General features: G+C 29.7%; 13 protein-coding genes. 2 read left to right on the forward strand and 11 right to left on the reverse strand.

The window, feature by feature from the left end; genetic code table 11:
• Positions 1 to 11 precede the first annotated feature (11 nt).
• The 11 genes from B4A23_RS11020 to B4A23_RS11070 all read right to left on the reverse strand — a co-directional run bounded on the left by B4A23_RS11020 (position 12) and on the right by B4A23_RS11070 (position 11,356).
• A complete protein-coding gene (locus tag B4A23_RS11020) occupies positions 12 to 917 on the reverse strand; it encodes a DUF6268 family outer membrane beta-barrel protein (RefSeq protein WP_291119921.1) in 906 nt (301 codons plus the stop codon).
• Positions 918 to 1,954: 1,037 nt separating this feature from the next.
• Positions 1,955 to 2,140 carry a hypothetical protein gene (locus B4A23_RS11025; RefSeq protein ID WP_291119924.1) on the reverse strand — a complete coding sequence of 62 codons (186 nt, stop codon included), beginning with the start codon at positions 2,138 to 2,140 and terminating at the stop codon, positions 1,955 to 1,957.
• Positions 2,141 to 2,686: 546 nt separating this feature from the next.
• Complete coding sequence (locus tag B4A23_RS11030) at positions 2,687 to 3,550, reverse strand: helix-turn-helix transcriptional regulator (RefSeq protein WP_291119927.1); 864 nt, start codon at positions 3,548 to 3,550, stop codon at positions 2,687 to 2,689.
• Between the two features lie 340 nt (positions 3,551 to 3,890).
• The gene (locus B4A23_RS11035; protein ID WP_291119930.1) at positions 3,891 to 4,214 is read right to left on the reverse strand and encodes a helix-turn-helix domain-containing protein; all 324 of its coding nucleotides are present in this window, start codon (positions 4,212 to 4,214) and stop codon (positions 3,891 to 3,893) included.
• The gene (locus tag B4A23_RS11040; protein WP_291119933.1) at positions 4,193 to 4,606 is read right to left on the reverse strand and encodes a transposase; all 414 of its coding nucleotides are present in this window, start codon (positions 4,604 to 4,606) and stop codon (positions 4,193 to 4,195) included. The genes B4A23_RS11035 and B4A23_RS11040 overlap by 22 nt, the downstream gene beginning before the upstream one ends.
• Before the next feature lie 205 nt (positions 4,607 to 4,811).
• Positions 4,812 to 6,173, reverse strand: coding sequence for a hypothetical protein (locus B4A23_RS11045; protein WP_291119936.1), 1,362 nt, complete (start codon positions 6,171 to 6,173; stop codon positions 4,812 to 4,814).
• Positions 6,174 to 7,371: 1,198 nt separating this feature from the next.
• Positions 7,372 to 8,529: an FAD-dependent oxidoreductase gene (locus B4A23_RS11050; protein ID WP_291119939.1), complete on the reverse strand. Its 1,158-nt coding sequence runs from the start codon at positions 8,527 to 8,529 to the stop codon at positions 7,372 to 7,374.
• Between the two features lie 21 nt (positions 8,530 to 8,550).
• Positions 8,551 to 9,294: a helix-turn-helix domain-containing protein gene (locus B4A23_RS11055; protein WP_291119942.1), complete on the reverse strand. Its 744-nt coding sequence runs from the start codon at positions 9,292 to 9,294 to the stop codon at positions 8,551 to 8,553.
• Positions 9,295 to 9,321: 27 nt separating this feature from the next.
• Positions 9,322 to 9,582 carry a hypothetical protein gene (locus B4A23_RS11060; RefSeq protein WP_291119944.1) on the reverse strand — a complete coding sequence of 87 codons (261 nt, stop codon included), beginning with the start codon at positions 9,580 to 9,582 and terminating at the stop codon, positions 9,322 to 9,324.
• A 631-nt stretch (positions 9,583 to 10,213) separates the two neighbouring features.
• Positions 10,214 to 10,708 carry a hypothetical protein gene (locus tag B4A23_RS11065; protein WP_280062969.1) on the reverse strand — a complete coding sequence of 165 codons (495 nt, stop codon included), beginning with the start codon at positions 10,706 to 10,708 and terminating at the stop codon, positions 10,214 to 10,216.
• 39 nt (positions 10,709 to 10,747) lie between these two features.
• The gene (locus tag B4A23_RS11070; RefSeq protein ID WP_291119948.1) at positions 10,748 to 11,356 is read right to left on the reverse strand and encodes a hypothetical protein; all 609 of its coding nucleotides are present in this window, start codon (positions 11,354 to 11,356) and stop codon (positions 10,748 to 10,750) included.
• 94 nt (positions 11,357 to 11,450) lie between these two features.
• Between B4A23_RS11070 and B4A23_RS11075 the strand changes: the two genes are divergently transcribed.
• Positions 11,451 to 12,830, forward strand: a complete 1,380-nt coding sequence (locus B4A23_RS11075) for a DUF4041 domain-containing protein (protein WP_291119951.1) — start codon at positions 11,451 to 11,453, stop codon at positions 12,828 to 12,830.
• Positions 12,831 to 13,085: 255 nt separating this feature from the next.
• A partial coding sequence (locus B4A23_RS11080; protein ID WP_291119954.1) for a DUF7149 domain-containing protein occupies positions 13,086 to 16,186 on the forward strand: 3,101 nt, incomplete at its 3' end.

Raw genomic sequence — 16,186 nt, forward strand, 5'->3', positions numbered from 1 at the left:
ATTTTATGTGATTAAGGTAAGTTCCAACGTAAACTCAACGCTGAATAAAAGGTTGTCGAAAAACGAGGGTCTGCAATATCTTTCTTTCTAAAAAGACTTTTTAAACTTCGTTCATTTTCAGAAAAAGATCGTACCAAAGTCGTTCCTCCTGTTAATTGGAGTTTTAGCGAATTACTCAATTTTATTTCAGGACGTAAACCAGCTACAACTTGCTGATAACCTACTAATAATGATTTACCTTCTTTGGATCTTTCAGCAACCATTCCACTAAGATTTACCACGCCTTTCAAAGCAAAGTTTGTTGTCATTTGGTAGCCTGCTTCTACACCTTCTGGAAAATTAATATTCACATTGAATTTGTCACCTCCAGTTTTCCAATCAAAATAAATTCCTGGCATTACCATAGGAACTCCAAAGTTATTCGATAATACAGGTCCTAACCCTAAAGCTAATTTTGGATTAAAATGTTTAATAAATAAAACACCTCCTTGCCCCAAAATATCATCAGCAGATATATTTTCCATATCAGTGTAAATACCTACTGAAGCCATTGTCAAAATAGACCATGAAGAACTAATAGGCGAAAAATATTGTAATCCAATTTGCGAATTCAACATTTCTGATGGAAATAATTGTTCTTCATAATTTTTATTGTTCATTCTTGCATATGCAGTACTAAATAACAAAGACCAGTTGCTAACTTTTCCATTTTTTAATTCTTTCGTATATAAAGGAATTTTCAAACTCAACTCAGCTTTTTTGAAATCGCTTTTCGAATCTGTTTTTAAACTATCTATTGGACGTATATAATTGGAAAATGGTACATATTCCATTTTTAATTGACCTCCAATTTTATTCTGTGCATTCAAGAAAGTCGTTAATAAACTAAACGTGGAAATTAAAATGTTTTTATTCATCTTTTTTTGCCAAAGAGAGGAGTTTTAATAGTAAAAAAATAAATTACTTGACGAATTGCTATTCCTGGTTGATATATGTATATCTCTAATAGATAAAGCATCTTTACTCAAAGAACAATATTCTTTTCTTGAGAGGGGAGTGTGGGATTGAGATTTTAGATATGAGTATTAAGTATTGAGAGGGTTGTAAAATGTATTATGTAAAAAGTACAAAGTAGATGTTAGTATTGAGATATGAGTATTGAGAGGGTGGTATAATGTAGTAAGTAGATATTAGAATTGAGATTTTAGAGTTGTACTATGTATTATGTAAAAAGTAGTATGTATTTGAGGTTGAGATTGCAAATGTCATTAATTGAGCGGAGTCGAAATCAAAAGTATAGACTGAGATTTCTCAATTCCTCGAAATAACACATTGGATGAGATTTTGAAACGAGTTCAAGATGACATTTAGTAAATGCAATTATGTTAATAATAACGTATAGTTAAGCTGAATTACCCTTCGATTTCGCTCAGATGGCTTGATTCGTCAGTCAGAGTGACGGTTAACAAACCGTTGTATCGAAGACTTAGACGATAAATATACAAAATCAAGTTGATAATAATTATATGTTCATTTTTATTCATGAGTTATTTTTGTTTTTAAATGAATTCATATGCCCTTCGGGGAAGTCTTGACACAAAAACGAACCAAAAAAGTTAAGACTTCGATTTTCGACGTACAATCATCATTTTACTCACTAAAAATCTTAAACGACTCGCTATCGCTCACTAATCTTTTTTACGTTCGCTTCAATGGATTGAAGCTCGTCTGCAAATCGTATGTCAGCTTTTCAAGTAATGACGTTTTTTAAAGGAAATAAGGATGAGATTCAGTACTATTGCATGTTCAGGAATGCGTTCAGAATGACATTATGTAAATTGTAATTCAAAAAAAAAATGGTTTTTTTCGATTCAAATATCCAAAAAACTTATCACAATAAATTATGGTTTTACATAAAATAAAAGGCTACGTCAGAATGTTTAAAAACGAGATTTTATGATTTGTTTTGAGGTAAAGAATATTTTTTGTTTTCTAAAATTGCTTGAATTGCCTTCGAAATTTCAACTATTTCTCCTTGATAATTATTACTCAAAAGAATTATATCAAATTTATGTTCTACATCTGAAATCATCATTGCATCATAATTTCCTGCTCTTCCATCATGAGAATGTCGAATCATCTATTTCTTTACAAATTGAGCTTCTCCTAGTGCGTTTTGCGAATCTTTTTGGTCGAAATGTTGCCCTAACTCGTATAAAGAATTCGTATTAATTTATTTTTTTGAATGAAGACAATTTGTAAATTTTAGCAAATCTAATGTAGTTATAAAAGTTCCTCCAATCAAGAAATCTGGTTTGTCTTCTATCTATTTGTTATTAAATCCTTTTGCTATAAATTTTAAATCATTGATAGGTGTAATTTCAGCAGATGTAATTTTGGAAGGGTTGAAAATGTATTTTTTGACATACTCTTTGTATTCCAGTCCCATAATTTTCTCAATTATAGCTATTCTTAAGAAAAAATTATTATTGTAATCATATTGAGTACCTGGTGTAAAATCAAGCTTTTCAATTAATTTTAAATCTTCAAAAATATCTTTATTACTTTTAATTTTTTTCCAAAAATGAATACTTAAAAATCAATGTGTTAAAGTCTATGAATATTGTTTACATAAAATATTTTTACTTCTTGTAAATAGGGTTGATTGAGCTATGTTATTCATCCTTCACACATCGTCAATCCATTTGTATAAGTTAACGTCAGAAGAGATATCAAAGGTTTTTCTTAATCTACTTTTTCTTGTTTGCACAGTTCTTATTGCGAGGTTGTTGTATTCTGCAATATCTTTGGTTGTAAAACCTAATTTGAGTAAAGAACAAAATTTGAATTCGTCTGGCGTCATTTCAGGATTAATGGATAAAAGATTTGCATAGAAATTCGGAAAAACTAACTTAAATTTAGGAATATAAGCTATATCGTCTTTTACAGCGAGTTTTACGACTTCTTCTATCGCATAAATTTGAGTATCAGTTCTAAGTTTTCGCCTTAGTTCGATAATCATTTTTTCGCTTCGCATGGTTTGTTTGTATAAACTTGCTACTCTAAAATGTTTTGATAGAATAAAATATCCAAAGCAAATAATTCCTATGAATGTTTCAATAAATGTAAAAATTCTTTGATTTCGTGTATATGTTTTATGTTCAGAATCTTCGATTGTAAAAATCCTAAAATCATAATAATGACTTATCATAAATAATATCAACGCAATAGTATAAATGATAATGTTTAATTTAACCGTATCTTTTTCATTGAAAATAAATAATGAAGCAATCAGAATCACAAAATAATACATTGAGAGGCCATTTCCAAATCCCTTTGTTGTGGAGAAAAAGAAAGTAACAAAAAGTAAGAAGATGAGGTTAAATAGCCAAGCTATAGGTTTAAACCAAATTTTAGTGAAGAAAAACACAATCATATAGATTGTTCCAATGCCAATTAAAGCACTAAAGTAAATTGTATGACCAAAAAATAAATCACGAATTCCATTTACATAAAACACTATACCTAAAGCGAAAGAAAATATATTCATTCTTTGTGCGTATATAAGTTTTAGTTCGTTTATTTGGGAGTGGATATGTCTATTTAAAATAAAATTCCAACCTTTCTTTATCATCATTCTGTAAAGATAATTATTTGTGAAGTTTATTAAAGTGTTGTAAATTAACGATATAGTTGTAAAAATACGAGATGATTAAACTTTTTGAAAGAAGAAGTAACTTTTCCATTCTTATTTCTAAAATTTTAAGAAACATGTTAGAAAAGCTTTAAAATAGACGTTATTTCTAATTAAATCTCATTATAAATAAAATTGGTAAAGAGCTTTAAATCAATATTGTGTATATGTAATTGTTATTTTTGATATAATATAATTATAAAAATATTTTTTTCCACTTTGCTACAGAATTTCTACTGATGTTAAAATGCTTTGCTAATTGAGCATCATTTAAACAATGTTTTTTCTGATAATTTAGAATTTCAATGATATCTGATTTTAAATAAGCATAGTGTTTTCGGTCAATTTCAGATTTGTAGCCAAATATTTTATTATTTAAATCAATAATATCTAAAGATGATACCTGCTTTCTATTAAAAAAATAGAAGAATTCTTGTTTCTTTTCAGGAAACATTTCATCTAGAATATCATTGTAAATTTTTTTATAATTTGGTTTTATTATTTGTACTTTTCTAGCCATTTGTATAAAGTTGTTTTAGGTATTCTATAAGTCTCAATGACTTGTTTTGTAGTCATTTTATTCGTTTTAATTTTATCTACTATAAAATCAATTAGCTCTTTTGTATAAAGGTTTTTTCTGAATTGAGGTAAAGAGTTCCTTTTATCTGTTTGATTTGGAGGAATTGGAGGAGAAAATAAAATGAGATGTTGAGAGTAAATTCTAAAAAAATCATATTCTAATAATTTGCTCCATCTCAATAAAAGTTTCGTGTCTAAACTTTCAGAAGAATACATTTTTTGAAGAACTATTTCATCACATTTAAGGAAATTACAAATACGTGTATTTTCAATGTTGCATTCATTTACTCGTTGAAGAATAATAGATCCGATATGGATGTTTTTGAAATTCATTTTTCATTTATTTAATATAAAATAGAATTTTAATAAAGAGAAATAGAAAAGTACACTCTAAATATGAAGTTTTATTTTATATGACAAATTGTTGCTTTTGACAGTTAAAAATCTCTTTCAATTTTTAGATAAATGAAAGAGATTTTAATTTAAAAAAATTGTTGTAAGTAGTTTATTATCTATAAGAGATTAATAAAAGATTGTTTCACAAACCTGTTACTTGCTCTATTTTTATATATACTTTTAATTTTTCTACATCGGTTTGCACAGCTGTAGGATCCATACCTGCCATAACAATAGCTGTGTATGCTACTTTTGTGTTAGAAGTTGTATCAATCCAAGTGTATCTTCTGTGTTCAGGACCAGAATTACTTGCATTATAGATTCCCTGATCTGCCCAAGCGCCTGTATTGGAAGTAGACAATGTTCTCCATGTATTTCCTACACCTCCTCCAGGTATTTTTGAAGGTACTTTTAATGAGCCTCCAGCATCTCCTATATAACCACCATACTCTGTGTTGTAATTCCACATAATTGTTTTTATATCAGCAGTATTATTACGAATTAAGACGTTGTTCTCAGTACCACTGTCTGTACGATAAGTATTATTTTTTGAAGTAGCTGTATTATTCTGAATAGAGTGTCTCATAAAAACTTTTATAGTATATAAACCATCAGGAGTTGTAGCATTAACAGTAAAGCCTTTTACACCTGTATCAGGATCTGTTACAAATTTCATGTAATCCATCACTGCAATTATTTTAATATCAGCGTTCATTTGCGTACCAACAGTTATATCTTTACAACCTGTTATATCAGTATTTACTTCAAAAAAAGAAGTTAAGTCAAATGATATTCCTATAGGTGATGTCTGAGAAGCAATGGGCATACCTTGTAGTGCAAAAACTAGGTAACCTGAACCATATTCTAATTTTCCATCTGCAATTGTAGCTGTAATATTAGGATTACCTATAGATTGCAATGTAACCCCAGTAAATTTACCACCATTTCCTCCTGTATATGGAACTTTGATGATACTACCTGACAGTATAGGTTTAGGTGTATCACCATCAATGCTTTGAGAAGGATCTATTATTGAAGCTACACAATTTACAGATGCACTTGCTTTAACAGAAGTAGTGTCCTCAATGCTTCGCCATTCGGTTCCATTCCAGAAATAATACCCTTTTGGTAAAGCTGTACCTATATTATAGATTAGTAAACCTTGTGGTTGGTTTGAAATATCATTATCCCCATCTGCATTAAGATCCATTGTATTAGAATTTAATGTAATTCTAGGAACAAGTAAACCTTTGTTTGTTGATATTACATCAAGCATTGCATAAACATTAGGGATTGTCCCAATTCCAGTAGCACCAGAATTTGTTACAATAAAATCATCTTCAAACTGTTTAGATGTTGGTGCTCCACTTGAAGGATTGGTTGTTTCTTCCGTTAATTTTCCATCAATATTGAATAAGCCTTGCGGATTGGAAGTATTAATTCCTACTTGTCCAAAAGTCAGTACAGATAGGAAAATTGTAAAAAAAAGGAGATTTTTTTTCATTTGTTTCTGTTTAGTAATTTAAATATTATACAAACCTATTCTCTTTTCTTTTTTATGAAAAGAAATCAACTACAGCAAAGCTACCTTCCTTTGTACGACATAGGTACTTAATCATTTTTTAGATGGATTGTATTTTTTTATCTGTTGTGTGTTTTTGTTAAGTTTAATTAATTGTTTTTAAGTTGTTCAGATTTTGTTATTTCGGGAAATATCTTATTTTATGAATTTATACTTTTTTATATAAAAAATTATGGTTGTTATTTTGAAGTTCAATATTTTATGTATTATTAATTGTTACAAGCACAAGATATTGCTATCCCGCATTTGTAATTTGAATAGGTTAGTTTAGTTAAAACATTCTGGTAATTCTACAGTACCATTTTCGAACATTATCGGCTGAGATTTCTCAATTCCTCGAAATGACATATTGGATGAGATTCTTCGACATGCTCAGAATGACAACGAGATGCTGTTCTGAACATAATTTACGATATCAAGAAGATAATTAGTGGTTCATTATTTTATTATGTTCATTTTTATTCATAGGTTATTATTGTTTTCAAATGAATTCATATGCCCTTCGGGGAAGTCTTGACACAAAAACATTTGAGATTAAGAGGAGAAGCTTTATAAGCTTCGGTATATTACTTTTTGCTTGATCAAAAAGTAATCAAAAAATCAAGACTTCGATTTTCGACGTTCAATTTCCATCTCACGCACTAAAAATCTTAAATGATTCGCATACACTCACTAATCTTTTTTACGCTTGTTTCAATGGATTGAAACTCGTCTGCAAATCGTATGTCGACTCTAAAATTCGTTGTTAAAAGTGGATTAGAATATTTAAAAGGATAAAAAATGGCCTTAAAACTCTCACGTTAAGAAAATGTTTGAGTGCAACGTTAAAAAGATTTTAGCCTGTAGGGTTTTTAAAATCTTTAGTGGAGTGAAGACATTTTTAGTAGAGAGGTTTACAGCCAAGTCTTTTTTCGTTAGTTTTTTTGACCGTTCCCCATAGGGTATATGAATACCGATTATTAAAATTTAATATTAATGAATAAAAAAAGTGACATTAAAGAAAAGGAATACCTAAGCCACACAGTGGCTCCTCCTTTTAATTTCAAATGCTATCGCTCACTAATCTTTTTTACGTTCGTTTCAATGGATTGAAGCTCGTCTGCAAATCGTCTGTCGGCTTTTAATGGTTCTTAAAAAAAGAAAGCATTGTTTCTAATGCATTTATAGCATGCATTTTATTTCCGTTTTCCAAAGATTCTTGTGCTACTTCTGAAGCTCTTTTGCGCATTTTAATTTCATAGTGTTGAATGGCTTCTTTACTATTTGAGCATGTATCAGAAATCAAATTTTGGCTTAATTCTAAGGCATCTAACATAGCCATATTTACACCTTCACCAGCAAATGGAGGCATCACATGAGCCGCGTCACCTATCAACGTTAAATTATTTTTAGTCTCCCATTCTTGATCAAATGGAATACAATAAATTGGACGGGGAACAAATGATTGTGTATTTGCAATTAATTCATGCCAAATTGTTGACCATTCGGGATAAGTTAGACGAAACCACTCCAATAATTGGGCATTGTCGTTATAATTTAATTTATTTTCGGTTGACCAATTTTCATCTACTCTCATGCTGGCATAAAATCCAATTTCATCATTTGCTTTTTGTCCCATCAAGATATTTTTGTTGTTCCCAAAAGCCATTATTTTTCCACCTTTCAAAAGTTTAGAGATTGTAGGAGCTGTATTCTTGGCGTTGTGAATAGTGCCTTCTAACATTGTAATTCCCGAATAAAAAGCTTTATAATCTGTTACATAGGATCTAATTTTGGAATTGGCTCCATCGGCAGCAATCACCAAATCGGCATATGCTGTTTTTCTATTTTTGAACTGTATACACCAACCTTCACCTTCTTGTTGCATCGAAATAAAGTGATGATCCCACATCACACGACTTTCTGGTAAAGAATTTAATAAAATTTTTCGAAGAACTCCTCGATCGATTTCTGGACGAAAATCTGCTGCTCCAAAATTCTCCAAGGCTTTATGCTCATGATTACTGTAGAAAATCTCGGCATTCTCGTTCATTATCTGCATTCGATCGGCACCCACCATATAATTATGCTTGAATTCTTCTAACAATCCTGCTTTTCGAAGTGCTGCCAAACCCGATTCGTCATGCAAATCCAAGGGAGAACCTTGTACACGGGCATTTCGGTCGGTATCTCTTTCATAAACAATTGCATCAACACCATTCATCACCAATAATTTGGCTAAGGTTAATCCACCAGGTCCACCACCAATAATGGCTACTTTTTTATTTGCTATTAGCATGTGATTTTATTTTCGACAAAATTACTTTTCAGAATAGACCAAAAATTGTAAAAATCGGTCGTTTTCATTTTTAAAAAGTTCTTTTGGTGATACACCTGATAATTTCTTGATTTCTTTGATAAAATGCGATTGATCTGTAAAATGATCAAATTGAGGCGCTAATTTTCCTTGTTTTATATAAGGAAGAGAAGCTTGAAATCGTACGATGGTGCAATATGATTTTAGTGAAATGCCTAGTTTTTGATTAAAATAACGATTGATTTGACGCTCACTCCAACCTATTTTTTCGGAAAGTTCTTTTACATTGATTTGTCCATCTTTTTCGAAAATGAATCGAAATAATTGGCGTTTCCTTTCATCTATTTTACGTGGAATTAAAGACCTGATTTTGGCAGTTGCTTTATTACAGAAATCATCAAAATCATTCATTTCTAATTCCCAAAAATCAACAGGTAATTTCTTTGCTGTGTTTAGTATTTCGGCAATCGAAACTTTCAAAATATACTCAAGAGATAAAGGGGTGAAACTAATACAATAAAAAACTTCAAAATCATTGTGTGGCATTTCCTTGGCTTTGGTTTCCAATCCCATCAATAATACTTCCCATGTATTATCTTTCGTTTTACACAACATCAAATCAATTTTTCCATTTGGGATAATAATCCCTTTATCTATCTCTGTGACATTCGTCAAAGCCGAAAACGCATAGACAAAGTCAACTAAATCAGCATCTGGTTTTTTGAAATGAAAATTAAGCGGGTTCATTGTCGCAAGTTGGTATTTTATCTGGTTCTATTTTATTAAAAGCAATCCCATAATCATTCCTATTGCTCCATCTCCGCCTTTTTGATATCGTAGGAATTGTAAGTCCTCTTTTGAAAGATCAAATTTTTTCGAAATTTCTTCGTCAACGTGACCGTAGATAAAGTTTTGTAGAGATTCTTTTGAAACGTCTAATCTTTTTTCAATTCCGACTGTAATATTACCATATATTAATTCTTGCAAATCGTTTTGATCGATCTTACATTTTGCGGCTATGTTACTGATGTTCATCTTGTATATTGTTTTTGGGATAAACTATTTCGCGATATTGGCTAATATACTAATTTCAAAATGATTGGTGTTTCTGAAATTGAATTGTTTTTATTGGGTGTATTTTTCCTTTGAGAACGGTTTTTATTGAGTATTAGTATTAAGTTTTATTACAGATTAGATTCTTGAATTGTAAAAAGTAGATGTTAGTATTGGGATGTTAGTATTGAGAAAGTTGTAAAATGTACAATGTAATATGTATTATGTAAAAAATATTTGAGGATGAGATAGAGTAGAAGATTATAGATTGATGATTTACGATTTTTGATGTATTAAGTATGATGTAAAATGTACTAAGTCTAAGATTGAGGGTAAGGTAAAAGTTCCAGATTTTTGATTTACGATTTTAGATGTAAAAAGTACTTAAAAAATGAATTACCCTTCGGCTCCACTAAGGGGACTGGCTTCGTCAGTCAGAGTGACGTTTGCAAAGCGTTGTATCGAAGACTTAGACGATAAATATACAAAACCAAGGAGATAATTTTCCCTCTTGAGAGGGGTAAGGGGAGTGTGGAAATGAGGTTGAGATTTTTATGTATTAAGTATGATGTAAAATGTATTAAGTCTAAGATTGAGGTAAGTTTTATCTAATTTATTTCCACTTTATTTTTAGATCACGGAATTCGATTGTTTTATAATCATGTAGAATGTCCGAATAATAGTTGAATTTGAAAAGTTTGATTAACTGTGTATTTACAGGGACTTTTACTAGAATAGGTTCTATCTTTTTTGGTACATTGGTACTAAAAGTTTCGCTTCCAAGGGAATTTAAGCCTTTTATTTCTGCAAAATCTTGTTTTTTGTACTCATCCCCTTCTAAATCTATTGCACTGAAAGTCCCCATTGCTATAACCTTATTGACATCTTTGTTGTTGACCAAGATGGTAAATGTCACAGTTTGTTGCTTTGTATCACCTTCTATTTTAGTGATTGAGAATTCTGTTTTATCAAATTCCGTTTTGTATTCGGCTGTGTTGATATGAAGGATTTGTTTTAAATAATCATTCTCTTTTTGAATTTCCTCGCAGTTCTGCGCAAAAATAGTATAGCTAAGCAAGAATGATAGGACTAATAATTTATTTTTCATAGAATGTATTGATTTTACTATTTAATTAAAGTAAACAATTTAATGTCTACCACACAAAGGTTTTAGATGATAAGAAAGGATTTTTTCTACAACATTTAAGTAATCGTTCGGTAAATTTTCAAGTTCTACAACATTCAAGTTGATATCGAAATCAAGTCCTTTGCACCAATGTACTAATTGAAGTCCTTGCGTTGAGCCTCTTTCATAATATCCCAAATGTTGGACTATTCTACCAGAAAGATTGGATAATTGATCTCTTTTTCTAACTCCACCTCTTCTAATCCCTACATATAAAACGTTGCTATCTTGATTTTTATTTTTCGGTGGAATTACTCTGTATTGATCACTTAATTTTTCTCTGTTGTTGTCCAACAAAGTATTCAATTCCAAACATTTTTGTTCATCTTTTAATTCAAACCAATAGATGCAATTATGAGTCTTCTTATTTAATTCTTTGAATATTTCATCAAAATGTATAGCTTCTAAGATATTGGTTGTGTAGTCATTAATTTCTGGTAAATGAGAAAGGTTAAATTTATAAGTATTTTTTTTAGTTAAGATGTATGTATAGATGTTTTCCAGTTTTTGGTCTATTTCTTCTGTTATTTCATTCGTCATCGTATTAGGTTTAATGTTATACACTTTCAAATATGAATAATTTTTTTTCTACTAACTTACGGTTTCACGTAAATTAGATTGTAACGCTCTATGTAGTTTTGTTGTATCAAGAAAATTAATTGCGATGGGAATATTTGATTTTTTAAAAAAGAAAGAATTTGATAAAATTTCTGAACTCGAAAAAAAGATTGTTAGTTTAGAAAATACTAATTCTGAATTGAACTCTAATCTAACTAGATATAACGGAATAGTAGATATAGAATTCTATATAAAAACAGAAAAAGAAAAATTTGATGCATTAGATAGAGAAGTCAATAATCAACTCGTTTCGAAAAAGAATGATTTAGATGAATTAAATAATAAATACCTCAATTCAATAAATGTTTATAAAGATTTAAAATCGAAGATTTCTATTTATGAAAACCAATTAGATTTAGCTGAATTTGGATTATACGAACCTTTGTACGATTTCGAAAAATCAGACCAATATAGGTACGAACAATCATCTATTAGAGATCGACAGAAACATTTAATTACCGTTGATAAAGCCTGTGTATGTGATACAACTTGGACCTTAGATGGGAGCGAAGCCAAAGGAAGGGCTGCTACAAATAAGTATATAAAATTACTATTAAGAGCATTTAATGGGGAATGTGATGCGTTATTAGGTAAAGTAAAATGGAATAATATCAATCAAATAAAAGAAAGAATTAAAAAATCATTTACCGCTTTAAATAAATTAGGTGAGGGACAGCAAGTAAGAATAACGAATGATTATTTAGAGTTAAAATTGAAAGAAATTATCCTCGAATATGAGTTTCAATTAAAAAAACAACAAGAAAAAGAAGAAGCTAAGGCGATTCAAGATGAGCTAAGGGAAGAAGAAAAAGCAAAAAGAGAATTTGAGAAAGCTCAAAAAGAAGCAGAAAAAGAAGAAGCCTATTTCCAAAAAGCTTTAGAAAAAGTTAGAAAGGAGCAAGGGAGTAATAATTCCGAAGAATTAAAATTACAAATAGAGCAACTCGAAAAAGAATTAGAAGAAGCAAGGTTAAAAAAGGAAAGAGCTTTATCTATGGCTCAGCAGACCAAGAGAGGACATGTGTATATTATTTCAAATATTGGTTCTTTTGGAGAAAATGTATTTAAAATAGGAATGACAAGAAGGTTAGAACCTTTGGATAGAGTACGAGAATTAGGAGATGCCTCAGTTCCATTTCGATTTGATGTTCATGCTATGATTTATAGTGATGAAGCCAGAACCTTAGAATATGAATTGCATAAAGCTTTTGCAGATAAAGCTGTCAATTTATTTAACTATAGAAGAGAGTTTTTTAATGTAACTCTTCAAGAAATTAAAGAAAAGATAGTAGAGTTAGGCTTTGAAGCTGAATTTATAACAGATGCGGAAGCTATGGAATATAGAGAATCATTACTACTAAAAGAACAATCAACTATAGAACCAATTGAAATGGTTGAAGAAGAATTCCCAACGAGTTTGATGTAATTCGTACAATTTAATCAAACTCACCAATTATGATGAATATCTAAAAAATTATAGGATAAGATCTTTTTAAGCATTTTTGATATAAATCTTAGTTTTATTCATTCTTGATGCGACCAAAATATTATAACAATATTGTTATAGAGATAAATATTTAAAAACACTAAACTTTATAAGTAACTATTAGATAGTTTTATATGTTAAAATTTTATTTCTTTATAGATATATTGTTATATTTAATAACTAAACTAATATGAAATGATATCTATCGTTAAAGCATTAAATCCCGCTTATCGCCAATTTAAGCCAATCCGCAAAGAAGTTGAAAATTTCAAATCTGAATTATTAGCTTGCTTAGAATCGATTGGAATTAGTGATAGTAGAAATGAATCTGAAGAACATTTAAAAGAACCTATAAAGAAGTTCTTAACCAATACATTTTATCAAAAGAATTTAATCAATACCAAAGATCGAATTGATTTAGCTATTTATTTAGATAAGACAGCTAAAAGTGATGTTGGTGTTATTATAGAAGCCAAAAGACCGAGTAATAAAGCCGAATTTATTTCAACGAATAATATCAATAAAAAAGCGTTACAAGAAGTTTTATTATATTATTTACGCGAACGCATCGATTATAAGAATAATAACATAAAGCAAATTATAGTTACCAATGGGATTGAATGGTTCTTTTTCAAAGGGGAAGACTTTTACGATTATTTTTATAAAAATACAGAATTAATAAAAGAATATGCGCGTTTCCGTGATGGATTAAAAGACACTGCTAAAAACGAGCTATTCTATAAAGAAATAGCCGCAATTTATATTGAGAAGGTAAAAGACAAACTTCCCTATGTACACATTAAATTAGATACGAAAGAAATAACAAAATACAATGATACTAAAATTAGTAACCTATATAAATTATTTTCTGATACGCATTTATTAGGTAAATCATTTGGTAATGATAGTAATAAGTTAAACAATGATTTCTACAAAGAGTTACTTCATATTATCGGTTTAGAAGAAATAAAAGAGAAAACAGGATCTAAAAAGGTAATTGTAAGAAAAGATCCTAAAGAACGTGATTATGCTTCTATATTAGAAAATACAATTTATACATTAGAAGATAAAAGTTATCTAGATCGTATAACGAATATACCAAATTCTCCAGAGAAAGCTTTCAATGTAGGGTTAGAGTTATGTATTAATTGGATCAACCGTATTCTATTTCTTAAATTACTAGAATCACAGTTAGTCAGTTATAACAAATCCAAAGAATACAAATTCTTAAATTTTAATTTTCTAAATGGTTATGATGCTTTAAACGATTTATTCTTTTCAGCATTAGCAAGACCATTAAATGAAAGACACGATAAAAACAAGGAACGTTTCAAGAATATCCCTTATCTAAACAGTAGTTTGTTTGAACATAGTGAAATGGAGCGTTTAACATTTGATATTACTGCACTGAAAGATGAAGAAATGCAAGTTTTTTCAGGTACAATTTTAAAAGATAATAACGGGAAAAAATTAAAAGGTAAATTAAATACGCTCGATTATATCTTCCGATTCTTAGATTCATACGATTTTTCGGCTGATGCGAATACAGATATTGAAGATGAACAAAATGGAAAAACCTTAATTAATGCTTCGGTTTTGGGTCTAATCTTCGAGAAAATTAATGGATACAAAGACGGCTCATTCTATACACCTGGGTACATTACAATGTTTATGTGTAAAGAAGCGATTAGAGAGGCTGTGGTGGATAAATTCAAAGCAGAATACCATCATTCTATCGAAACTTTTGAAGATGTAAAAGCTTATTGTCAAAGTTTCTTTAAAAAAGAGGATAGAATCAAGTTAAATAATACCATCAATACTTTAAAAATATGTGATTCCGCTGTAGGCTCTGGGCACTTTTTAGTTTCTGCTTTAAATGAATTAATTGCTGTAAAAAGTGAATTAGGAATCCTTTCTAATGAACAAGGTGAAAGAATACCGTGTGAAGTTTCAATTGAAAATGATGAGTTATATATTGCTTATAACGAGGGTGAATTATTCGAGTATAATCGACAAGATGTAAATAGTCTTCATATTCAAAAAACATTGTTTCATGAAAAACAAACCCTAATTGAGAATTGTTTATTTGGAGTAGATATCAATCCCAATTCAGTAAATATTTGTCGTTTACGTTTATGGATAGAGCTGTTAAAGAATGCATATTACACAACTGAAGGCGAATTGCAAACATTACCAAATATCGATATCAATATTAAATGTGGTAATTCGTTAGTTCACCGATTTAAGCTAGACGACAGTTTAAAACAAGCGTTTAAAAATAAAGAAGTTACATATTCAATAAACGACTATAAAACTGCGGTTAGTGAGTACAAACATACGAATAGTAAAGCAAAAAAAGCTGAAGTAGAAACCATTATCCGAAATATCAAAAATAATTTTAGAACAACTTTAGATGCTAAAATAAAAGAAAAAATATCTAAAGCCGTGGGTGAATATGAAAACGAAAAATTACGTTTAGATAACTTAACATTATTCGGAGAAAAGATTAAAAAAGCAGATAGAGACAATTTAAAAAAATTGAAACTAAAAGCAGAGAAATTAACCAAAGAGAAACAAGAAATTTTGGACAATGTCATGTTTCAGAATAGTTTCGAGTGGCGATTTGAGTTTCCTGAAGTATTAGCAGATGATGGTTCTTATGTTGGATTTGATGTCATCATCGGGAATCCGCCTTATATTCAATTACAAAAAATGAAAGAAGCAAGTAATATGCTTCAAAAATTAAATTATGCTTCATTTGCAAAAACGGGAGACATCTATAGTTTGTTTTACGAATTAGGAAATAATATTCTAAAACAAAACGGATGCTTAATCTTTATTACTTCCAATAAGTGGATGCGTGCTGCCTATGGAGAGAGTTTAAGACAATATTTTATTGAGCAAACAAATCCTAAAGTCTTAATTGATTTTGGAGGAATTCAAATATTTGATTCTGCAACAGTTGATACTAATATTCTAATGTTTAAAAAACAACAGAATCAATACCGAACTCTTGCTTGTATCGTAAAAGAAAAAGTAATAAATAATTTGGGGGATTATTTTAGACAAAACCAAACATTAACCAACTTCAATTCATCTGACAGTTGGGTAGTTTTATCACCCATAGAGCAAAGCATAAAAGCTAAAATTGAGGCACTTGGTACGCCTTTAAAGGATTGGGATATTAGAATAAATTATGGGATTAAAACTGGATTTAATGATGCATTTATTATTGATGGTAAAAAGCGTGAAGAACTGATTAATCAAGACCCAAAATCTGCCGAAATTATACGACC

The sequence above is a fragment of the Empedobacter sp. UBA7248 genome (assembly GCF_002472945.1).
Lineage (GTDB): Bacteria > Bacteroidota > Bacteroidia > Flavobacteriales > Weeksellaceae > Empedobacter > Empedobacter falsenii_C.